The sequence below is a fragment of the Tateyamaria omphalii genome, assembly GCF_019802125.1.
Taxonomy (GTDB): Bacteria; Pseudomonadota; Alphaproteobacteria; order Rhodobacterales; family Rhodobacteraceae; genus Tateyamaria; species Tateyamaria omphalii_B.
In genome coordinates this window covers 52270-74265 of sequence record NZ_JAHVHT010000008.1, presented here as the reverse complement: position 1 = coordinate 74265, position 21996 = coordinate 52270, and the positions used below count along the sequence as shown (strand labels likewise).

Below are 21996 nucleotides of genomic sequence, written 5' to 3'. Positions count from 1 at the left end.
TGGGTCAGCTCCATCCCCGCCAGGACGATGGCGCCCAGCATGAGTGCGGTCAGAACTGTGGAGACGATGCGCATTTTCAACGGTGAGAGCCCCATATGGGCCGGTCTTGTGGACGGAATAAGCAGGCTGTGATAAATTAACTGAAAATTAATAAAAAATCAGAGCTGAGGCAATGGCAGGACGTCCAATCAGGGCCGCAATCGCGGCAATTTCCGTATTTTCTATCGTCAGTTGTGCCGAGAACACCGCTGACAGCCCTCGTGGCTTCAAATCGCAATACACCCAGGCCCGTACGGCACTGGAAAAGGGCGATTATGCGCGGGCAAACCGCGTCTATCTGCGGCTCGTGGAGGATGCCGGGCCCTTCGAGACGCGGGTGCGGCTGGAGCATGGGCACAGCGAATTGCGGGCCGGTGCCTTTGATCGCGCCTCGGCCATTGCGGGGGCGCTGGCGCAGTCCGGAACGGGCGATGCGCGGGCCGCGGCACTGGCGGTGCGGGGCACGGCCGATCACGAGATGGGTCTGGCCCTGTTGCGCGCAGGCGAGACAGCGGCGGCCACCGCGCGGCTGCGCGCGGCGCAGTCGGCACTGGACGAGGTGCTGGCGGAGCACCCCGAGATGGACCCGCTGGGCGCCCTTGTGGGCCGTCAGGCCAGCATTGCTGCCCGGCTGAAAACCCTGAATTAGACCCTGTTTCAGGGTCCCTCGGGTGGGATCAGCGTCAGGGCGAGTGCGGCATTGCCGGGCGTATCCGTCGCTTCGAACCGCAACCGTGCGATGTCATAGCCCCAGTCGGGATGGGCCTCCGACAGCCATGCCGCCACGCGGCCAAAGCGCACGTCGTCGAACCGCAGCGTCACCACCCCGTCGCCATCGGCGCCGAGTTGGCTGACCCTGTCCCGCAAGCCCTGATCGATCAGCATCTCTTCGATGGCGCTGGTGCCGATGGGCGCGCGGTCGGGCGTGGCGGCCACCGGGGCCAGGGTGCCTGCCTCGGCCACCCGGTCCTGCACCCAGATGTTCAGGGCGATGGCGTCGCTGCGCGCCTCGAGCGCGGCCCCGCGCGCGTCGTGCAGGGGCAGGAGCACGCCAAAGAGCAGACCGGCGGGCAGCGCCAGAAGGAGGGCGGCGGCCAGAAGCATCCGTTCGCGGGCCGACAGGCGGGCCAGCGCGTCGATCAGCATGTCGGTCATCGCTCATTCTCCGCTGCCGTGATGCGCAGGTCGGTGCGCACGCCCGGCCCGTCGCGGGCGGCGCGGGTTTCAAGCACATCGACGCTGGCGCCCGTATCCCGCAGGGCGGCGGCGAGCCGGTCCACATCCGAAAAGCTGTTCATGTCCAGCACGAGTGTCAGGCCCTGGTTCGGGGTATAGCCCGCTTCCTGCGTGCGCGCCCCTTCGGCGGCGATCACGCCCGCCATGCGGTTCAGGAGCGCCAGCGGATCGGTGTCGGGTGCATCGGGGGTGGCGGCGCTGCGCCGCGCGTCGAGCGCGCGGCTGACCTGCACCCGCATGTCGAGCACCGGCCCTGTGGGCACGAAATGCTCTTGCACCAGGGCGATGGAATTGGCGCGGATCTGGGCGGTCTCCGCTTCGATCCGCTGCATGATCACCACCTGCGAGGCAGCCCAGAGCCCGGCCGCCACGAGGCCCAGGGCCAGGGGCATGCGCCAGGGCAGCCAGCGCCGGGCCACGGCATCGCGCGCCTGGCGCGGATCGCGGCGCAGGTCCATGGCCAGTTCGTCCTGCGCCAGTGCGCGCGGGGCGTCGATGCCGAGCCTTGCTAGGGCGTCGGCGTCCTGCACCAGCGGAATATCATGGGCGGCGGCGAGGTCCGCCAGCCCGGGCAGACTGGGCAGGTCTGGACCCAGATCGAGCATGGCGCGGGGCGTGTTCCCTTCAATGATCATGGCGTCGAGAAGCGCCAGCGCCACCTCGGCCGCACCGCCGAACCCGTCATCGACGCCCAGCCGCACGGCGACCCCGTCGGGCGTGGCGGCCAGCGTCCAGAGCCCCGGAGCCGTGGGCAGGGCAAGATAGTCGGGCAGCACGGCGCGGCAGCCCTCCATCGCTGCGCTGCGCCAGTGATCCAGCCGCGCCCCGTCGGCCACCAGCACGCGGGTGAAGCGGTCAGTCCCGCTCCCGGCGCGCAGGGGGCGCATTTCGGTGCCCGTATCTTCTCCTGCATCCTCGATCCCGAAGCGGTCGCGCAGCTGGCGTCGCGCCACGTCCTCGCGCGCCTGTCCGCGCAGCTTGCCCGGCAGGTCGAGCGCGAGGCTGGGCACCTCGGCCCCCGGTACCAAGAGGACATGGGGGCCGCCTGCGGTGCCCTCTTGGCCTGCGTGCACGCAGGGCGTTGCCTTGTCTCCGAATGCTGTCACCGCGCACGTCCCCGTTCATTCCGGCGCCACAGTGCCTTGCGCCGCCGCCCTAGTCAAAGCGCGACACCCGCCAGGCGACCTCGACCCCGGCGCCGGTGCCGAGGCGGCGGTAGAGCATCTGCCGCGTGGCCTGGCGCGGGCCTGTCTCTGTCTCCAGCCGGGCCGTGACTTCGGCCAGGAACCAGTCGGATGCAACGGCGAAGCGGCCCGGGTCGGCGGCCTCGGGGTCATCGCTTTCAAAGGGCAGGCCGATGGCGGCAAAGAACGCTTCGACCGACGGAAAAGGGTCGCGGTCGCGCGCCCTGAGGGCGGTGGCAAGGCGGCCCGCAGAGACCTGGGGCAGCATCGCTGTCAGGGTGCCGAGGGGAGCGGTGTTGACGTTGAGCGGGGCCGCATCAGGCAGCGCTGTCAGGTGGGGCCGCAGCAGGGCCAGATCCTCGGGCCGCAGGTCGGGGATGGTCGCAAGCTGGTCGAGCATCAGGACCGGCCCGCCCAGGGGGGCCATGGGCGGGATGGTCGCGGCATAGGCGCCGCGGTTCTCCGGTCCTCGGGCCGAGACGAACGCTGCCAGCACATCGCCTGTCTGCTGCGATGTGCCCAGCCGGGCAAGCAATCGGTCGAAGGCGGGCCGGGCCACCGGATCCCCCGGCACCGACAGCCAGTTGATGTTGTAGCGTGCCTGCGCATCGATGATCTGTCCGGACAGGCGCACCCCGAACGGGTCCAGCTCCGCATCGGTGACCGGCTCGGCCCAGGCCTCCTGCAGCGTGTCGGTGTTGCCGCTGCGCTGGTCGCGGGTCAGCACGGCCTGTCCCAGTGTCTGGTAGGCATCGAGCGCGGCGGTGAGCGCGTCGGCCTCCTGCGCGGCTGCAAGCCGCATGCGCGCCCCTTCGGCCCGCGACAGAAGCAGCGCGGCGGCGGCGGCCATGGCGGCCACCAGCACCAGCGCGTTGACCAGGACAAAGCCACGTGACCCGGTCATTGCAGCGCCTGCAGGAGCCGCAAGGGTCCCTGTCCCGACCGTTCGAGTGTGAGTTCAGCGGCGAGCGGCAGGGTGCTGACATAGGCGGCAGGCACGGCCCCCGGCCCGTCGCTGTCGACCTCGGGTGTCTGGATGATCGTGATCGTGCCCAGCGGAGGCACGGCGCCGTCCACCCAGCCGATCTCGGGCCAGAGCGTGCGCAGCGTCAGCGCCTCGACATCTTCCAGCACTGCGATCTCGGGGCCGATCTGCGATGCCTCGCGCGGGATCAGCGTGGGCCAGGCCCGGCGTGTCAGCGTGCCGGTGGCGGGATCGAGCTGCCATTCGACCCGGTGCCGGTCGGTCTGGGCCTCGGGGCCGCGCGGCTGGCCCGCGACCGACAGGTGCAGGGCGGTGCCCGTCTGGTCGAGGGCCGAGACGGGGGCGGATCCCGGTGGATAGAACAGCATCGGCACGGCGGCGAAGAGGTCATTGCGCAGAAGGGCAAGCGCCTGGCTCAGTTCGGCCGTTTCAGTGTCGATTTCGGTCAGCCGGTCGCGGGCGCGCAGCGTGCCGGTCAGGCTTTGCATCCCCATCACGGCCACCAGCGCGAAGATCGCCAGCGCCACCACCAGTTCGATCAGGCTGAGGCCATCATCGTGTGTGCCGTCAGTCCACATAGATCACCTGCTGCACGCCCCCGCCCCCCGGCACGCGCCCCACGATGGTGATTGCCGTGAGCCCCGCGGCGGTAGGGGCTGAGCGTTGTTCGAGCACGATGGTGCGGCCACCGAGTGTGACCTGATCCGGCAGCGGCACCGCGCCCGGCGGCAGGCGCAGGGCCTGCGCGCGGTTGCGCACGGCAAGCTGGGCCAGCATCCGGTCCTGTGCGCCACCGATCGACAGCCGCGCCTGGTCCGTGGCGCGCAGGGCAGCAAGGCTGCCGAGGGCCAGCACGAGGATCGCCACGGCCAGCTCCAGAAGGGTGATGCCCCGTTCGCCTTTATCCCGTCGCCCTAACCGTCGCATGTGACCTGGCCCCCCGCGTCCCCCCGGCAGGTGCTGCGCCGCAACCCACCCCCCGAGAAGGTGACGGTGAATTCGGTGACCGTTCCTGTCGGCAGGATCACGATGTCGGGCCGGTCGGTACCCCCCTGCTCTGCCCCGCGCAGCACGGTGGCGCGCTGGCGCCAGCGGATGGGCTGGTCGCTGACCTCCCATCCCGTGGTGCGCCGGGTGGCCACGCGCAGGCCGCGCCGTTCCAGCACCAGGCCAAGGGTCTGCCGTCCGGCGATGGCGCGGGTGCGGGTCGCCTCGATGCTGCGGATCAGGCGCTGTGCATCGGCACCGGCCTGTCCGTCCCCGCCGCGCGCAGCGACAAGGCTGGCCCCGCTGGCCAGCACCGCGAGGATGGCCACGACCACCAGCATCTCGATCAGGGAAAACCCGCGTGTGGCGGCAGAGCGGTCCTGCGGGCCTAGCTGCCCGTCCATGATCCGATATCCGCATCTGCGCCCGAGCCGCCGGTCTGACCGTCGGCCCCATAGGTGAAGATGTCGAATTGCCCATGCACCCCCGGCGACAGGTATTGGTAGGGCTGGCCCCATGGATCGACCGGCAGCCGGTCGATATAGCCGTTTTCGGCGTAGTTGGCGGGTGCGGGCTCTGTTGTGGGGCGGTTGACCAGGGCCGCGAGCCCCTGTTCGGTGGTGGGATAGCGGAAATTGTCGAGCCGGTAGAGTTCGACGGCACTTGAGATCGCGGCGATGTCGGATTGTGCGCGGGCCGCACGGGCCTGATCGGGCCGGTCGATGACGCGCGGTACGATCACCAGCGCCAGGATCGACAGGATCACGACTACAACCATAAGTTCCAAAAGGGAAAATCCGGCGTCCTTGCGCGGCGGTTGCGCCCCTGCTGGATTGGCCTGTGCGTGCGGTGTCATTGGTTCTGTCCCCTGTTGCGCGGATGATAGGCATGGCCGGTTGGGCTTGTCCATCGCCTGTGGAGGGACCAAAAGGCCGAAATGTTTGTCCCTGATCCCCTGGCCCTGCTCGTGCTGCTGATCAGCCCTGCGGTGGGGTCGTTTCTGGCTGTGCTGGTGGACCGGCTGCCGCGGGGCGAGGACGTGGTGCGTGCGCCCTCGGCCTGCCGGAGCTGCGGGGCGCGGCTGGGTCTGCGCGATCTGGTCCCGGTTCTGTCCTTTGTCCTGCTGCGCGGTCGGTGTCGCCGCTGCTGCGCGTCCATCCCGCCCATGACCCTGTATATCGAGATCCTGGCCATTGGGGCTGCGGTGCTGGCCGTGTTGGCGGGGGGTGGGCCGGTGGCGGTCCTGCTCAACGCGCTGTGGCTGTGGCTGCTGGTGGCGCTGGCGGCAACGGATCTGGTGTGGTTTCGTCTGCCCGATCCGCTGACGGCTGCGCTGGGGGCTGTGGCCCTGGGTCTGGCGGCCTTGCCGGGGGGGATCGGTCTGATCCCGGCGCTGGTCGGCGCTGTGGCCGGGGCGGGCAGTTTCGCCGCCCTTCGCTGGGCCTATGCCCGGCTGCGAGGGCGCGAGGGGCTGGGCATGGGCGATGTGAAGCTGATGGCGGGGCTTGGCGGGTTTGCCGGCGTCGCGGCCCTGCCCCAGCTTGTGCTGGTGGCTGCCCTGATGGCGCTGGCCGCTGCGCTGGTGACGCGCGGCGGGATGGCGGGCACCCGGGCCTTGCCCTTTGGCGCGGCCTTGTGCGCGGCGGGGGCCGTCCTGTGGCTGATGCGGGCCGCAGCCTGATGCTTGCGCCGTGCCTCGCGCGTGATAGGGTCCGCGCAGCCAAATTTTGACAACCGTTCATTGCCTGCCCGAAGGGTGACTTACCATGACCTTGCTGCGCCCTGCCCTTCTGTCTCTTTGTCTTGTTCTGACTGCACCGGGTATGACCTCGGCCCAGCCTGCGGATGCCTTGCCCGATGACATCGCGGCAGCCCTGTCCGCGCAGGACTATGTCACCGCGCGGACTGCCCTGACCCCTCTGTCCGCGCAGGACGGTCAGGCATGGGCACAGTTCCGGCTGGGCGTGCTTCTGGTGCAGGGTCAGGGCGGACCGCGTGATATCGAGGGCGGTATCGCCCTGCTGGAACAGGCGCTGGAAGGCGGCACAAGTGCTGCCGGGACGCTGTTGGCGCGGATGTTTCTGACGGGTCAGGGCGCGGGCGTGGACCGTGATCCGGCGCGGGCCGCAGGTTATCTTGGCCCGCTGGCCGAGGAGGGCGTGGCCGAGGCGCAGTATTATCTGGCCCTTCTGCATGACAGTGGCGCAGGCGTGCCGCAGGATGCCGAGCGCGCCCTGACCCTTTTGCGGGCCGCTGCCACGCAGGGTCACACGGACGCCCAATATGATCTGAGCAAGCGTCTGTCGCGCGGCGAGGAAAGCCCCGAAGCCACGGCAGAGGCCGTGCGCTGGCTGGCCGCCGCCGCCGAGGGCGGGCATGTGGAGGCACAGTATTTCCTGGCCTTTGCGCTGGACACCGGCAACGGCATCGCGCCGGATAAACCGGCGGCCCTGAACTGGTATCGCCGGGCGGCCGAGGGCGGCATGCCCATCGCGCAGCGCACCTTGGGCACCAAGCACCTGCTGGGCAGTGACGGGGCCGCGCAGGACGCAGGTGAAGCGTTGCGCTGGCTGAATGCGGCCGCCGAAGCGGGCGATCCCGGTGCCATGATGAACCTGGCTTTGGCCTATGGGGGCGCAGGTGCCGTGCCTGTCGACGACGCGGCCGCCGCGACCTGGCTGGACCGCGCGTCCGAGGCGGGCCTCGGGCAGGCCAGTTTCCTTCTGGGTCAATATATAGAGACCGGGCGCGGCATGGGTGCGCCCGACGTCAAGACCGCTGCGCGTTACTACCGGTTGGCTGGAGAACAGGGGTATCAGGACGGCCCCGTACGGCTGGGGACGCTTGTGGCAGAGGGGGCGCTGGACGGGATCGTGCCGCCGCACATGGCTGTGGACTGGGTCGTGATGGCTGCTGCCGAGGGTGCGGATGCGGCGCGCGGCTGGCTGCGCACACAGGCCGATCAGGACCTGCGCGCCGCACAAGCGGCCCTGGGGGCACTGTTGCTTGATACGGACGGGGATGCGACGCGCGCCCTGCCCTATCTTGCACGGGCGGCCGAGACGGGCGATGTGCCCGCGCAATTCCGTCTGGCCACGCTCTATGCCACGGGCAACGGCACGGCGCTGGATTACGTGCAGGCCCATGCCTGGTTCAACATCGCCGCCACGCGCGGCCATGCCGAGGCGGGCGCGCAGCGCGATGTGCTGGGCAAGCTGATGACCCCTGATCAGGTCAGCGCGGCGCAAGCCCAGGTGCGCACCTTCTTCGACACCGCATCGGACCGGATCCCCGCTGCGGCCCGGACGCAACCATGATCCGTGCGCTGGCTTTCTGCCTTGCGCTGATCCTTCCGCTGGGGGCCGCGGCGCAAACCGATCTGGAGGCGGCGGCCCGGTCCGGGGACACGGGCGCCCAGATGGCATTGGCGCAGCGCTATCTGGAGGGCGACGGGGTGTTGCAGAACCACATGCGCGCCGCCGAGTGGTTGCAGCAGGCCGCCGCTGCGGGGCTGGCGGAGGCCCAGAACCGGCTGGGACAGCTTTATTTCGAGGGGCTGGGTGTGGACCGCGACGCGGAAGCCGCCCTGCGCTGGCTGGAACATGCGGCGACCTCGGGCGATCCGAATTACCTCTATGATCTGGCGCTGGTGCGCGAGGCGACGGGGGATGCGGCCGGGGCCTCGGCCCTGTACGAGCGTGCGGCTGACGCGGGCCATCTGGATGCAGCCGTCAGCCTGGCGGTGCATTTTCACGAGGGAACGGGCCGCGCCGTCGATCTTGACCGGGCGCGGGCGCTGTATGAGGCGGCATCCGCACAGGATCATCCGCGGGCACTGAACAATCTGGGCCTGCTCTATGTCCGGGGCGAGGGCGTTGCACAGGATTACGAACGCGCGGCGGGTTACTTTGCGCAGGCTGCGACGCTGGGGCTGCGCCCGGCGATGACCAATCTGGGCGTGCTTTATGAAAACGGGTTCGGCGTGCCGGTGGACGAGGCCTATGCCCACGAGCTTTACCGCCTGGGCGGGGGTGCGGGGCAGGACGGGGTCGGTGCCAGCTATGTCTATGATCCGCGTCTCGCACCGCTGGAGCTGACCGAGGCGGCGGTCACCGCCCTGCAGCAGCAGGCCGAGGCGGGTGATCCGGTGGCACGGTTCCAGATGGGCTGGGCGCTGGTCACCCATCCCGAACGCGATTTCGACATGCTGCGGCAGGCGGCGGCGCTTTTTGCCGATGCGGCGGCGCAGGGGCACGGGCCTGCCATGGCGAACCTGAGCCTGATGTATTTCCGGGGCGAGGGGCAGCCGCAGGATTACGTGCTGGGCCAGATGTGGCTTCTGCTGGCGCAGCGGGCCGGGGTCAACACCGCCGGGCTGAGCGTGGCCTATGGCAGCGTGCCCACCACCGACCAGATCGCCGAAGCGCAGAGGATGGCCCAGACCCGGATCGGTCCTGATCGGTCAGGCGAATAGATTGAACATAAATCTTTGCAGCAGGCGTGGATTTACGTTAGGTTAACTGCGCATTGTTTTGTTAACAGTTCCTTAACGCCCCGTATTACCGTCAGTTCGATTCGATCCGCATAGTTCTCTACATGTTCCAGACTGCACCATATTCCCTGATCCGCCGCGCGGGCACCGCGTTGCTGATGATTGTGACCTCTGCCACGGTGTTGTGGGCCGACGCGCCGCAGCCGGTGCAGCAGAACAATTCCTCCGCCGTCTGGTTCGAGAACTGGCAGGGACTGAGCAATGCAACCATGACCATCTCGACCCCCACGGGCGAGGTGATCCAGATTTTCGCCGCCACCGGCACGCCCGTCTATGAGTTGCGCGGGACCGAGATCGTGGACGGTGTGTACCGCTATGAACTGACTGCAGCGACCGACGAACGGCGCAAGATCGTCAACCAGATCGACAATGGGCGCGGTGATGCGGCCCGTGATACTGCTGCCGTGCCTTTTGCCACCGGCGGTGCCTTTGTCGTGTCGCGCGGCGTGATCGTGCAGCCTGAAGACATCAAGGAAGAGTAACACAAAACGAGAAACCGGTATCAGCCGGTTCAGCCCCTACGGAGAGTACAATGACTACATTCTTTAAATCATTTGGGCGCAGTGCCGCCCTTGGCACGACTGCCTTGTGCCTGTTTGTGGGCGCATCTGCCGCGCAGAATTTCACCAGTGACGTTAAAATTCAGGGCAGCCTGTGCGTCGGCATCGACTGTTCGACCAGCGAATCCTTTGGTTTCGACACGGTGCGGCTGAAGGAAAACAACCTGCGGCTTCATTTCGACGACACCTCGGCCTCGGCCTCGTTCCCCAGCAATGACTGGCGCATCACGATCAACTCGCCCGACAATGGCGGCGCCAACTTCTTCTCGATCGACGATGCGACGGCGGGCACATCGCCCCTGCGCGTCTCGGCCGGGGCCGGCAACAACGCGATGTCGATCGACGATTCCGGCGATGTGGGCATCGGCAATTCCAACGCGGTGGTCGAACTGCACGTGACTGACGGCGACAGCCCGACCCTGCGTCTGGAGCAGAACGGGTCTTCGGGCTTTGGCTTGCAGACCTGGGACCTTGCGGGCAACGAAACCAACTTCTTCCTGCGCGATGTGACCAACAGCAGCCAGCTGCCGTTCCGGGTGTTCCCGAATGCAGGTGGTGATCTTCTGAACCTGCGCTCGGGTCAGGTTGGCATCAATGACAACACGCCGGATGCGACACTGGATATCGAGGGCGATGGCGGCGACACGTCCGTCCTGATCAGCGGTTCTGCAAACGCGAACCTCAAGATCGCGGACACCAGCAACAGCGGGCGCAAGCAGCAGCTGACCATCGAGAACACGGGCGCCACGCAGGTGTTCCTGAACAACACCACACGGACCGACGCGCAGTGGCTGATCAACGCGGGCAACTCGTTCCTGCTGGTGCCCAGCGACAACACCGATGACCGCAAGTTCGAGCTGAAGGACACCGGTGACCTGATCATCCAGGGCACGCTGACGCAATCGTCGGACAAGAACCGCAAGATGGCAATCGAGCCGGTCAACCCGACCGAGATCCTGGCCAAGGTGCGCGACATGCCGGTGAGCGAGTGGACCTATATCCACGACGCCGAAGACGGCACGCGCCATATCGGCCCGATGGCCCAGGACTTCTATGCCGCCTTTGGCACAGGTGCGTCCGACACCGGCATCTCGTCCATCGACACCGGCGGTGTTGCCCTGGCCGCGATCCAGGCACTGAGCGCGGAGAACGCCACGCTCAAGGCCCGTCTCGATGCGCTGGAGGCGGAACTGGATCAGAACTGATCCCGCCGCACGAAGATCATTGGAACCGGGCGCGCCTTGTCGCGCCCGTTTTCATGTCCGGGGTCCGAGGCATATTCTTGGGTGATCACCCCCTTGCCACAAGACCCCGATCCGGCAACGCTTGAAGCCCACCCCAAAACGGACACGCGCACATGGACCGTTTCATTCAACCTCCCTATGAAAAACGCTTTGTCCTGGCGGCGCTGATCCTCGTCACCCTGGCCGCCTTGTTCTGGACCGGCTCGCGCTATCCGTCGCTGGATGAAAAGGCGATGATGTCGGGGGCCATCCAGCTTGAGGACCCGCTGAGCTTTGAAGCGCGGTTCCTGCTCTCCGAGAGCATGGGCCTGGCCGAGCGCATTTTCTGGACCACGCTGAACTGGATCGACACCAACAAGAAGGGCATGAGTTTTGGCGTGCTCTTTGCCGCCGCCTTTCTGACGCTGATGCCGTTCGTGCGGCAGCGCAGTTTCCGGGGCGGGTTTTCCAATTCCGTGCTGGGGCTGGTGATCGGCACGCCATTGGGGGTCTGCGTGAACTGTGCCGCCCCCATTGCGCGGGGCATGTATGCCTCGGGCATGCGGGCCGAGACGACGCTGAGCGCGATGGTCGCCTCGCCCACGCTGAACATCGTGGTGCTGACGATGCTCTTCAGCCTTGTCCCCTTTTACATGGCCGTGACCAAGATCGCGCTGAGCCTTGTGGTGATCCTGGTGGCCGTGCCCCTGATCTGCCGGCTGTTGCCGCAGACCGAGTTGCCGCCCGAGGACATCACCTGCCCCCTGCCAGACCCGGTCGCCACGCAGCGCGCGGGCTCCGAAGGGCTGGTGGCTGCCGTCGTGGGCGTGGTGCGCAGCTATGTGGCGAACCTGTGGTACATCATCAGGATGACCGTGCCCCTGATGCTGCTCGCCGGTTTTCTGGGGGCGGTGACGGCGACGCTGTTGCCGCAGGACATGATCGTGGGCCTGGGCTTTTCCCTTGGTCTTTTGCTGCTGATCGCCGTGGTGGGGCTGTTTCTGCCGGTGCCCATCGCCTTTGACGTGGTGGTGACGGGGGCGCTTTTGGGCGCGGGCATCGCCCATGGCTACATCATGACGCTGCTGTTCACGCTGGGCATCTTTTCGGTCTATTCCTTCTTTATCGTGGCGCAATCGCTGGGCGCGCGGGCGGCTTGGCTGATGTCGGTCACGGTCGTGGTGCTGGGCGTCGGGGCCGGGATCGGTGCGCACAGCTATCACCAGTGGCAGACGGAACGCGCGCTCGAGATGCTCTTGGGCGAGGCGGAGGCTCCACAGCCCTGGGGCGCGGCACAGGCCTCTGAACCCGATGTCGTGGTCACCCAGACCCCGCTGGCCCCGTCGTCGCCCGCGACCGCCACCCCTTTTACCCGGATCGAGGCCGACACGATCGGCATCGACAAGCCCGTCGAGTTCACCATGCGCGACATGTGGCCCCCCTTCTGGGAGGGGCGCAGCCTGTCCTCGGGCGATATCGACCGGGATGGGGATCTGGATCTGGTGATCGCCTCGACCGAAGTGGGCCTCTATCTCTACGAAAATGACGGGGCGGGGCAGTTTGCCCGTGTGCCGATGGACCTGGGCCCGCTGGCGGACCTGCACGTGTTCAACGCGGTGCTGGCCGATCTGGACAATGACGGCTGGAAGGACCTGTTCATCGCCACCTATCTGACCGGCAACTACACGTGGCGCAATGTCGAAGGCCGGTTCGGCCCCGAAGCACCGGTGCCGGTGGCAGGGCCCGAGGCCCCCCTGGCCATTGCCCTGTCGCTGGGCGATCCGGACCGGGACGGGGATCTGGATGTGGCCGCAGGCAACTGGGCCGCAGGCTGGTACCGGCGCATCCCGGGCGAGGAATCGCGCAACGCCATCCTGTGGAACGAGGGCGGCAGCTTCCCCCGCCACACACCCCTGCCCGGCCTGCCCGGTGAGACATTGTCGATCCTGTTTTCGGACATCGACGCGGATGGCACCGCTGATCTGCTGGTGGGCAATGATTTCGACATTCCCGACTATGTCTATCGCGGCGACGGGGCGGGCGGTTTCGACATGATCGTGCATGACAGCGGCCTGATCCCGCACACCACCACGACCACCATGTCGATCAAGACCGCCGATCTGCACAATGCGGGCCAGACCGACATCTACCTCGCACAGATCGCGGGCCGGTCCTCGGGCGTGTCCGAGACGCTCAAGATGCAGTCGCTGGACCGCTATTGCGATGCCATCGTGAACCCGGACGCCAAGGCCACCTGCGAGACCAACATGGCGATCAAGGCCTGGTACCGCTCGGGCAACAATTTCGATCCGACATATGCAAGCGAATGTCAGAAGCTGACGGGGCGCAACGGGGCGGAGTGCCGCGCGATGCTGGTCAAGGACCTTGCGATCCAGAAGCGCGATGCGTCGCTCTGTGCCCTGATCCCGGTCGATCAGCCGGTGCCGCGCGCCTATTGCGAGCTGCATTTCAAACCGATCCGGACGCCCACCGAAGACGAGATTGCGCTGACCCATCCGCAGATTCTGCGCTCGAACGTGCTTCTGAGCTGGGACGGCGACGTCTATGCCGACCGTGCCGCCGCACAAGGGCTGGATGTGGGCGGCTGGAGCTGGGACACCAAGATCTTTGATGCCGACCTCGATGGCTATCAGGACGTCTATATCGTCAACGGCACCTGGGTGCCGAACGAGGTGTCGCCGTCAAACCTGTTTTTTCACAATCAGGGCACGGGCAGATTTGCCGAAGCCTCCGGCCCGTTCGGATTGGAAGATTACCTGATGACGGCGGCCGCCACGACCTTCGACATCGACAATGACGGCGATCTCGACATCGTGACCCATCCGGTCAACGGGCCGGTGACGGTCTTTGTAAACGGGAGCCAGGCGCGCGGTATCGTGGTCGCCCTGCAGGATGGCATCGGCAACCGGGACGGGATCGGCGCACGGATCACGCTGACGGATGATGCGGGCATGGTGCAGCAGCGCGAATTGCAACTGGGCGGCGGGTTCATGTCCTTTGACGCGCCGCGCGCGCATTTCGGCCTGCCCGAGGGACGTCAGGCTGTCGCCCTGAGCGTGCATTGGGCCGATGGCACGCGGACCGATCTCGACGGTCCCTTTGCCCCCGGCCTGCTGCATACCGTCATCCGGAACCGGGCCGCGCCCTGAACATGCGTGCAAGCGGCGAGGGCCTCGGGTCCTGGGACGGCTCGGAGCGCGCGGGCGTGGCCGGCGCGGGATCGGAAGCCCCCTCGTCCCAGGGCAGGCGCGCCCGGTCCCAGGTGACACCGCTGCGCTGTACGCGGGCGGGGGCGCCGATGGCGAGGCTGCCCGGTGGAATATCCCCCGTCACCAGCGCCCGCGCGCCGATCACGCAATCGGCACCGATGGTGGCCCCTTTCATCACCTGCACACCCTGGGCGATCCAGACATGATCCGCGATGTGGATGTCCTGAGGCGGGTTGATCCGCGTGCCTGTGGCCGCATCGAGGATCGAATGCATGTCGCTCACATCCATGGTGATGTTGCCTGACAGCATGCAATCGGCGCCAAGCGTGATCCGCCCCGCCTCGTGCAGGGTGATGACCGCGGCCATGATCGTGGTCTTGTCGCCGATGGCGATATGGGTGTCTGGCGCCCGGCAGCGCAGTTGACCCCCGATCACGCAGCCTGCGCCGATCTGGACGCTGCTGTCCTGGTTGCGCAGCTCGATCAGGCAGCCTGCAAGCTTCGTACCCGGACCGATCACCAGGTGATGACCGTTGCCCGACAGGCGGATCGCCGCCTTTCCGGTGACCTCGACCGACGGGTGGATCTCGACCAGGTTGCCCGTACCGGTGTCGCTGATCACGGCCTGCAGATGGGGGGGAAGCGCTTTGGTGCGTGGTCTCATGTTGCATCCTGATTTCAGTGCAAAGGCAAGGATACGGCAACCCCCGACGGGGTCAATCAATGACCTGCCCTTGCCAGCCTGAACATGATGTGCTGAATGTCCCGCCACACCCGACGACCGGAACCAGGAAGAAGATACTCCGCCTTGCGCCGACAGCTTGCTGCCCTTCTTGCCCGGTATTCCGCCCAACATCTGCAGGTTGCGGGACGTCCCATGCAATTGCCCGGATCGCAGGACCGCTTTATCGGCGCGATCGACGTGCTGCGGGTGGAAAATGGACATCTGCGCCTGGCCGGCTGGGCCGAGGGGCAATCCGGTGTGTTGCATATCGACGGGCAGCCCACCCCCTTTCCCATCGGTCTGCGACGCGAGGACGTGGCCCAGGACCGCGGCATTGCCCCGGATGTGGGCTTTGACCTGACCGTGCCGCTGGGACAGATTCACCCAAGGCAACTGCGCCGCATCGGCGTCGAGATCCATGATGTGCCCGGCAGTGGCGATCCGGTGACGACACCGCTGCATCTCATCGGGCTCCGTCGGGCCCGACTGCGGGTTCTGGCCCGGTTTGCCAAGGCCCTCGCACGGCTCAGTCCGGCAGGTCTGGGCTGGATGCTGACACGGGCACCGCATTACCGGGCCCGTATCAAGCAGGGGCTGAACCTGCACAGCTATGCCGTGGCGCAGGCTCTGGACAAACGTATTTTCACGCCGCCCCCGACGACAGCAGCCCTGCAAGACAGGGTCACCATCGTCATGCCGATCTACAACGCGTTCGAGTTGCTGGACGAGGCGCTGTCGCGGGTCGAGGCCCATACCGACCTGCCCTGGCGGATGATCCTGATCGAGGACGGATCGACCGACGACCGCGTGCGCCCGTTCCTGCGCGACTGGGTCGCCGCCAACCCCGAGCGGCAGGACCGTGTGACCCTGCTGGAAAACGAGGGCAACAAGGGCTTTATCCGCAGCGTGAACCGTGGCTTCGAGCAGGCCCTGACATGGGGCGATCCGGTGATCCTGCTGAACTCGGATGCCTTCGTGCCCGCGGGATGGGCCAGCCGCCTGATGCGCCCCATCCTGACCGATCGCAGCGTGGCCACCACCACGCCGCTGTCCAATGATGCCGAGATTTTCACCGTGCCGGTGATCTGCGCCCGCACCGACCTGCCGTCCGGCGCCGTGGACAGCATAGACGCCGCCGCCGCCCGCCTGAACGGACAGGTGAACCAGGCCGAGGCCCCGACCGGCGTAGGCTTCTGCATGGGCATGAACCTGCACTACCTGAAGCAATGCCCCGATCTCGATACCATATTCGGGCGCGGCTACGGGGAAGAGGTCGACTGGTGCCAGCGCGTACGCGCCCTTGGGGGGCGGCATCTTGGCATCCCGAACCTCTTTGTCGAACACCGGGGCGGACAGAGCTTCGGCAGCGCGGAAAAGCAGGCCCTCGTGGCCGCCAACAACGCGATCGTCTCGCAGCGCTACCCGGCCTATGACAACGAAGTGCAGATGTTCATCGCAGGCGATCCGATGCGCTCGGCCCGGCTGGCGCTGGGGATGGCCTGGGCTGCCGCCCGGATCCCTGACGGGGCAGAGGTGCCCGTTTACATCGCCCATGCCATGGGTGGGGGTGCAGAACATTACCTGCAGGACCGGATCGCGCAGGACCACCTGGCCCGGGATCTGCCTGCCGTGGTGCTGCGCGTGGGCGGGCCGGAGCGCTGGCAGGTGGAGCTGGTCACACCCCGGGGGGTGAGCGCCGCGACGATGCCCGATCTCGACACGGTGCTGGACCTGCTGGCGCCGCTGACCCGCCGCCGCGTGATCTATTCCTGCGGCGTGGGCGATCCCGACCCTGCCTCCCTGCCCGCTGCCCTCCTGGCGCTGAGTGCAAGGGGACGCCACCCGGTCGAGATCCTGTTTCACGACTTCTTTCCGATCTCGCCGTCCTACACCCTGCTGGGACAGGATGGGCTGTATCATGGCACCCCGGTGCCCGGAGGCGCTGCGGCCGATCCGGCGCACAGCCAGCGCATGGCCGATGGCAAGATCTGCACTCTCGGGGAATGGCAGGCCCGCTGGGGTGCAGTGGTGGATGTGGCGGAGCGGCTCGTGGTCTTTTCCAATGACAGCGCCGACCATGTGCGCACCGCCTATCCGCAGGCGGAAGATCGCATCGCGGTAATCCCGCACCGCCTTCTGGCAGAGGTGCCGGACCTGTCGGACCGGGCGGCAGCGGGTGCAGACACACGGCATGTCGTGGCCGTGCTGGGCAATATCGGCTATCAGAAAGGGGCGGCCCTGCTCGAGGATCTGGCCCGCGCGCTGCACCGGCACGACACCGGGCTGGTGGTGCTGGGCAATGTCGATCCGGCCCATATGCCGCCCTCCGATCTGGTGACCGTGCACGGAGATTACGCACTGGCGGATCTGGCCACACTTGTCGACCGCTACGGGATCACGGATTGGCTGATCCCGTCGATCTGGCCGGAAACCTTTTCCTATACCACCCATGAAGCGCTGGCGACGGGCCTACCCGTTCATGCCTTCGAAATCGGCGCACAAGGCGGCGCAGTCGGAAAAGCGCCGAACGGTCACGTGGTGCCCTTTGCACCGGATCAAAATCTGGTAGAGGGTCTGTCGCAGCATTTCAGAACGCATTTTGACAGATCGGACATGCCAACCACATGAAACCACATTCCGTTTCTCTGCGCGCGCTCAAGTCGCGCGGCATCGAGGTCCTGAACCGGGGAGGGACGTCCGTCACCCTGCCCCACCATACCGTGCTTGAAGCCCCCGGCAGCCTCAAATGGACGCAATACGAGCATTCCATCGAACTGGGCGCCTTTTCCTACCAGGTGTCGGGCTACTGCTTTGCCGCGCGCATCGGGCGCTATTGCTCGATGGGCGAGAACATCCAGATCGGGCGCCAGAACCATCCCACCACCTGGGTGTCGACCAGCCCGGCCTTCTATATCGGGGACGCGCTGTTCAATCTCGACAAGGGATTTGCCGGCGGGGCCGAGTATCACGACTACAAGTTCAAATATGAGGGCCCGGCCACCAGGGCCAAGATCACCACGATCGGCAATGATGTATGGATCGGCCACGGGGCCTATATCGGCGCGGGTGTGACCATCGGCGACGGTGCCATCGTGGCGGCCCATGCGGTTGTGACACGTGACGTGCCCCCTTATGCCGTCGTGGCGGGCAATCCGGCCGTCATCAAGAAGATGCGCGTGCCTGCCAAGCTGATCTCGCCCCTGCTGCGCTGCCGCTGGTGGCGCTACGCGCCGTGGCAAATGGCTCATCTGGACCCGTCGAACACGACCAAGTTCGTGCATGGGGTCAACGAGATGGTCAAGCAGGGTGTCGAGGAATTCGCCTTTGACAAGATCGATCTGCGCGAGGGGATGTGACGCCCATGTCGGCGCGGACAATCGTTTTCCTGCACATCCCGAAGACCGCAGGGCAGACTGTGCACACCGAGCTAACCCGCGTGATCGGCGAGGACCGGACCAGCCCCGTGCGCGTGCACACGCAGGCCGGGCCCGAAGACCAGTTCCCACCGGGATACAGGCTCTATTCGGGGCATCTGGACTGGACGACACTCGAAACACTGCCCGAGGACCGCTTCACCTTTTCGGTGCTGCGCGATCCGCGTGAACGCATCGCCTCCTTCTATTTCTACCTGCTGAAGAAGGCGGAAGGGACGGATGCAGAGGCCCTGCAGCGCCCCGAACACACCGGTATGCGCACCATCCTCGAGCGCTCGGCGGATGACTACTTCTTCGGCGGTGACGCCCGCTGGCGCACGTTCATCCGCGATCACTACGACAACTTCTATTGCACATATTTCGCCACCCGGAAGATGCGGGGCTGGTCCAGGATCTCGAAGTTGACGAAATCCGAACTGATGGCCCGGGCCCGGGCCGGAGCGGAGGCGGTCGATGCCTTCTATGGCATGGATGGGCTTGCGGCGCTCGAGGCGGATCTGCACAGCGTGCTGGGCGCCCCGGTGCATCTGGTCAATACCCGGGTGAACGAGGGGCCGAAGGACATGGGTGCACAGCGATGGCCCGCACTGGCGGCACGGCTCGAACGGGATGACAGCTTGCGGCGGCTGGAGCGGATGGCGGCCCTTGACGCCAAGCTGATGCGCCACCTTTCCGTGGCTTAAAGCCGGCCGAGAGCCGCCAGGCCGCGCAACGCCATATCGCCCCCGCGGCTTTGCCGGTAAAGGCCCAGGGCCTGCGGGCTGCCCTGCCCCTCTGCACGCCAGCGCCGCACTGCGTCACACAGCACCGCGGCTTCGGGTGTGAGCCGCTCGACCTGCGCCAGGGCGGCCAGATTGCGGTCGATCCATCCTGCATAGGTGCCATCCCACAGCATTGCCGCCCGCGCCAGCCGCCGCCGCCCGCCGGCGCCCAGCAGATTGCCCCCGTGCTGGCGGTAAAGCAGGCCCGGTTCGTCATCATGCAGGATCGGCATCCCCGTGCCCGTGGCCACCAGGTAGACCCACCAGTCATGAAAGGGGACATCCGCGCGCCGGGCCGCGTCGAGCGTGGCGCGCAACCGGTCCGTGGCCCCGGGCGTCAGCACCAGCGTATTGCCCCCCAACACGTTCTGTACCAGCGCATTGCCGAAACCCAGGGGACGGGGATGGCGCGGTGACGGGCCCAGCACGGTGCCCGCGGCGTCCGTATGCATCGAACGGCTGGCATAAAGCGCATCGGGCGGCGCGGGGCGCAACCATTCTGCCGCGCGCGCCAGCTTGTGCGGCAACCACACATCGTCCTGATCGGCAAAGGCGACCCACTGTCCCGCCATCTCGGGCCGGGCCAGCTGCCAAAGGAAATGCGCCGCCGCCCCCTGCCCCGGTCCGGCCACAGGCGGGGCCACCCGGTCAGGATGCGCGGCGGCAAAATCCGCCAGCAGGGCGCGGGTATCGTCCGTCGACCCGTCATCGCTGGCCCACAACCGCCAATCGACATGGGTCTGGTTCACGAAAGACTGAAGCTGCCTGCCCAGATAGGCGGCACCATTCCGCGTACACAACAGGATATTGAGCGTGGGCACGCGCGAGGTCCAATCTGGATACTGGCAGTTTGCGCAACCGTTATGTAGAACTGAGCCGAGTTTATCAATTTATCACATAAGGTTCGCCCCCCGTGACCCGCTCCGGCCCTTCCTCCCCCCGATCCCGGCCCCGGTCCTTCGTGGCCAAGACAGATACCCAGCCCGATGCCGAGACCGCAGCGGACCCCGCGGTCTCGGCATCCAAAGAGACCGTGAAGCCGACTGCACCCGAGACCGACACGCCTGCCGCAAAGGACGCGGCCGCCCCCGTCAGCATGGAGGAACGCAAGGCGCAGAAGATCCGCGAACGCCAGGAGGCCATCGCCGAGGTCGAAGCCGCGCGCGCTGCCAAGTTGGCCACACTGGTCAAAGACGTGGAAAAACTGGACGAGGACGACCCGATCGACCCGCAGGAGGCAGACGCTGCCAAGCCCGCCGTCGCCCCCCCGGCAGAGCCAGAACAGGTGCGGGGCCGTCACGTGGCCGTGGTCGTCAGCTTCCTGATCTTCGTGGTGGGCACCATTGCACTGTCGGCCTGGTACCTGTGGGAACGCGCCGCCGACCGCTATGTGTCGGAGGCCGGCTTTTCGGTGCGCACCGAGGAAATCGGATCGGCGATCGAACTTCTGGGCGGGGTGGCCGAATTGTCGGGCTCATCCTCATCCGACACCGACATCCTGTACAAGTTCATCCAGAGCCAGGAGTTGGTGCGCACCGTCGACGCCGCACTGGATCTGCGCATGCTGTGGGCCAAGGGCGACCCGGACGTCGACCCGATCTTCACCTACCATGCCCCCGGATCGATCGAGGATCTGACAGATTACTGGCGGCGCATGGTCAAGGTCTACAATGACAGCGGCACCGGGCTGATCGATCTCGAGGTGCAGGCCTTTACCCCCGAGGACGCCCAGGCCATCGCGCAGATGATCTATGACGAGAGTTCGCTCATGATCAACCGGCTGTCGGCCATCGCACGCGAGGACGCCACCCGCTATGCCCGCGAGGAACTGGAAACCGCGGTGGAGCGGCTCAAGACCGCGCGCGAGGCAGTGACCCGGTTCCGCAACGTGAACCAGATCGTGTCACCGGATTCGACCCTTCAGATCCAGACGGGCCTGCTGTCGTCCCTGGAACAGCAACTGGCCCAGGCCCTGATCGATGCCGACATCCTGCGCCAGACCACCACCAATGACAGCGATCCGCGCCTGCAGCAGGCAGAGCGTCGCCGCAATGTGATCGAAGAGCGCATCCGGGAAGAGCGCAACAAGCTGGGGCTGGGCGCCGACGAGAACGGCGACAACCACACGGCCTTTGTCAACCTGGTGGGCGAGTTCGAGCGCCTGTCGGTGGACCGGGAATTTGCCGAGCAATCCTATACTGCCGCCTTGGCCGCTTTTGACGCGGCCGTTGCGGAATCGCGCCGCCAGAGCCGTTATATCGCGGCACATGTGCAACCGACCCTGGCCGAAACGGCCGTGCGCCCGGACCGGATGGGCACGCTGGGACTGGTGACCCTGTTCAGCTTCCTGATCTGGTCCATCGTGGTGCTGATCGGCTATTCGCTGCGGGACCGCCGCTGAGGATCTGCCGATGATCGTGCTGCGCAACCTGACCAAGGTCTACCGCCTGCATGGCCGCCGCAAGGTGGTGATGGACCGCGTGAACGCGGTCTTTCCCACCAATGTGTCCGTGGGACTGCTGGGCCGCAACGGCGCGGGCAAATCGACCCTGCTCAAGATGATCGCGGGCACCTCCGACGTCACGTCGGGCGAGATCCTGAGCGATGGCAACATCTCGTTTCCGGTGGGGTTTTCCGGGTCGTTTCACCCCGACATGACGGGTGCGCAGAACACCCGCTTCGTTGCCCGTATCTACGGGGTGAATACGCAATCCCTGAGCGACTACGTGCAGGACTTTGCCGAGCTGGGAACGCATTTCCACCTGCCGATCCGGTCCTATTCCTCGGGTATGCGGTCGCGACTGGCCTTTGGCGTATCCATGGGTTTGAGCTTTGACACCTACCTGATCGACGAGATCACTGCCGTGGGCGACGCCACCTTCAAACGCAAGAGCCGGGCGGTGTTTCTCGACCGGATGGAGCGGTCGGGCTCGGTCTTCGTCAGCCACTCGATCGGGATGCTGCGCGAGATGTGCCAGGCCGGGGCCGTTCTGGAGGACGGCGTGCTGCACTATTACGACGACATCGAAGACGCCATCAAACACCACGCCTACAACATGCGTGTGCAATGATGCGACTGCA

At 66.5% G+C, this 21996-nt stretch carries 21 protein-coding genes; 12 read left to right on the top strand and 9 right to left on the bottom strand.

All coding sequences use genetic code 11. From position 1 onward, the window contains the following. The first annotated feature begins 172 nt into the window (after nt 1–172). Complete coding sequence (locus KUV51_RS21385) at nt 173–688, top strand: hypothetical protein (protein ID WP_222523494.1); 516 nt, start codon at nt 173–175, stop codon at nt 686–688. Nucleotides 689–696: 8 nt separating this feature from the next. Here the strand turns inward: KUV51_RS21385 and gspM are convergent, their stop codons facing one another. The 7 genes from gspM to gspG are packed head-to-tail and all read right to left on the bottom strand — an operon-like array spanning nt 697 to nt 5287. Further along, nucleotides 697–1194: a type II secretion system protein GspM gene (gene gspM, locus KUV51_RS21380; protein ID WP_222523493.1), complete on the bottom strand. Its 498-nt coding sequence runs from the start codon at nt 1192–1194 to the stop codon at nt 697–699. Next, nucleotides 1191–2381, bottom strand: coding sequence for a type II secretion system protein GspL (gene gspL / locus KUV51_RS21375; protein ID WP_222523492.1), 1191 nt, complete (start codon nt 2379–2381; stop codon nt 1191–1193). Before gspL ends, gspM begins: the two co-directional genes overlap by 4 nt. 49 nt (nt 2382–2430) lie before the next feature. Then, a complete protein-coding gene (gspK, locus tag KUV51_RS21370) occupies nt 2431–3363 on the bottom strand; it encodes a type II secretion system minor pseudopilin GspK (protein WP_222523491.1) in 933 nt (310 codons plus the stop codon). Then, nucleotides 3360–4022, bottom strand: a complete 663-nt coding sequence (locus KUV51_RS21365; protein WP_222523490.1) for a type II secretion system protein J — start codon at nt 4020–4022, stop codon at nt 3360–3362. The genes gspK and KUV51_RS21365 overlap by 4 nt, the downstream gene beginning before the upstream one ends. Next, nucleotides 4012–4371 carry a prepilin-type N-terminal cleavage/methylation domain-containing protein gene (locus KUV51_RS21360; RefSeq protein WP_222523489.1) on the bottom strand — a complete coding sequence of 120 codons (360 nt, stop codon included), beginning with the start codon at nt 4369–4371 and terminating at the stop codon, nt 4012–4014. The genes KUV51_RS21365 and KUV51_RS21360 overlap by 11 nt, the downstream gene beginning before the upstream one ends. Next, nucleotides 4359–4835, bottom strand: a complete 477-nt coding sequence (locus KUV51_RS21355) for a GspH/FimT family pseudopilin (RefSeq protein WP_222523488.1) — start codon at nt 4833–4835, stop codon at nt 4359–4361. The genes KUV51_RS21360 and KUV51_RS21355 overlap by 13 nt, the downstream gene beginning before the upstream one ends. Then, nucleotides 4820–5287, bottom strand: coding sequence for a type II secretion system major pseudopilin GspG (gspG, locus tag KUV51_RS21350; protein WP_222523487.1), 468 nt, complete (start codon nt 5285–5287; stop codon nt 4820–4822). Before gspG ends, KUV51_RS21355 begins: the two co-directional genes overlap by 16 nt. An 81-nt stretch (nt 5288–5368) precedes the next feature. Between gspG and KUV51_RS21345 the strand changes: the two genes are divergently transcribed. The 6 genes from KUV51_RS21345 to KUV51_RS21320 all read left to right on the top strand — a co-directional run bounded on the left by KUV51_RS21345 (nt 5369) and on the right by KUV51_RS21320 (nt 13936). Beyond that, the gene (locus tag KUV51_RS21345; RefSeq protein WP_222523486.1) at nt 5369–6112 is read left to right on the top strand and encodes a prepilin peptidase; all 744 of its coding nucleotides are present in this window, start codon (nt 5369–5371) and stop codon (nt 6110–6112) included. Nucleotides 6113–6197: 85 nt separating this feature from the next. Beyond that, entirely contained in the window at nt 6198–7748 is a 1551-nt protein-coding gene (locus KUV51_RS21340) for a tetratricopeptide repeat protein (protein WP_222523485.1), read from the top strand. Further along, nucleotides 7745–8905, top strand: a complete 1161-nt coding sequence (locus KUV51_RS21335; RefSeq protein ID WP_222523484.1) for a tetratricopeptide repeat protein — start codon at nt 7745–7747, stop codon at nt 8903–8905. The genes KUV51_RS21340 and KUV51_RS21335 overlap by 4 nt, the downstream gene beginning before the upstream one ends. 122 nt (nt 8906–9027) lie before the next feature. Further along, on the top strand, nt 9028–9465 hold the full coding sequence (locus KUV51_RS21330; RefSeq protein ID WP_222523483.1) for a hypothetical protein: 438 nt from the start codon (nt 9028–9030) through the stop codon (nt 9463–9465). A 50-nt stretch (nt 9466–9515) separates the two neighbouring features. Continuing rightward, nucleotides 9516–10748, top strand: a complete 1233-nt coding sequence (locus tag KUV51_RS21325; protein WP_222523482.1) for a tail fiber domain-containing protein — start codon at nt 9516–9518, stop codon at nt 10746–10748. Nucleotides 10749–10900: 152 nt separating this feature from the next. Beyond that, nucleotides 10901–13936: an FG-GAP-like repeat-containing protein gene (locus tag KUV51_RS21320; protein WP_222523481.1), complete on the top strand. Its 3036-nt coding sequence runs from the start codon at nt 10901–10903 to the stop codon at nt 13934–13936. Here KUV51_RS21320 and KUV51_RS21315 read toward each other — a convergent pair. Next, on the bottom strand, nt 13911–14660 hold the full coding sequence (locus KUV51_RS21315; RefSeq protein ID WP_222523480.1) for an acyltransferase: 750 nt from the start codon (nt 14658–14660) through the stop codon (nt 13911–13913). The genes KUV51_RS21320 and KUV51_RS21315 overlap by 26 nt on opposite strands. Before the next feature lie 213 nt (nt 14661–14873). On the opposite strand from KUV51_RS21315, the gene KUV51_RS21310 reads away from it, so the two are divergent. Genes KUV51_RS21310 through KUV51_RS21300 form a run of 3 tightly spaced genes read left to right on the top strand, consistent with a single transcriptional unit; the run spans nt 14874 to nt 18837 of the window. Beyond that, a complete protein-coding gene (locus KUV51_RS21310; RefSeq protein WP_261385992.1) occupies nt 14874–17348 on the top strand; it encodes a glycosyltransferase in 2475 nt (824 codons plus the stop codon). After that, nucleotides 17345–18076, top strand: a complete 732-nt coding sequence (locus KUV51_RS22315; protein ID WP_222523478.1) for a CatB-related O-acetyltransferase — start codon at nt 17345–17347, stop codon at nt 18074–18076. Before KUV51_RS21310 ends, KUV51_RS22315 begins: the two co-directional genes overlap by 4 nt. 5 nt (nt 18077–18081) lie before the next feature. After that, the gene (locus tag KUV51_RS21300) at nt 18082–18837 is read left to right on the top strand and encodes a sulfotransferase family 2 domain-containing protein (RefSeq protein WP_222523477.1); all 756 of its coding nucleotides are present in this window, start codon (nt 18082–18084) and stop codon (nt 18835–18837) included. Here the strand turns inward: KUV51_RS21300 and KUV51_RS21295 are convergent. Continuing rightward, a complete protein-coding gene (locus KUV51_RS21295) occupies nt 18834–19736 on the bottom strand; it encodes a glycosyltransferase (RefSeq protein WP_222523476.1) in 903 nt (300 codons plus the stop codon). The genes KUV51_RS21300 and KUV51_RS21295 overlap by 4 nt on opposite strands. 140 nt (nt 19737–19876) lie before the next feature. On the opposite strand from KUV51_RS21295, the gene KUV51_RS21290 reads away from it, so the two are divergent. Beyond that, nucleotides 19877–21316 (top strand): capsule biosynthesis protein, encoded by a 1440-nt coding sequence (locus KUV51_RS21290; protein ID WP_315898859.1) that lies wholly within the window; start codon nt 19877–19879, stop codon nt 21314–21316. Nucleotides 21317–21326: 10 nt separating this feature from the next. Further along, nucleotides 21327–21986 carry an ABC transporter ATP-binding protein gene (locus tag KUV51_RS21285; RefSeq protein ID WP_222523475.1) on the top strand — a complete coding sequence of 220 codons (660 nt, stop codon included), beginning with the start codon at nt 21327–21329 and terminating at the stop codon, nt 21984–21986. The last annotated feature ends 10 nt before the right edge of the window (nt 21987–21996 follow it).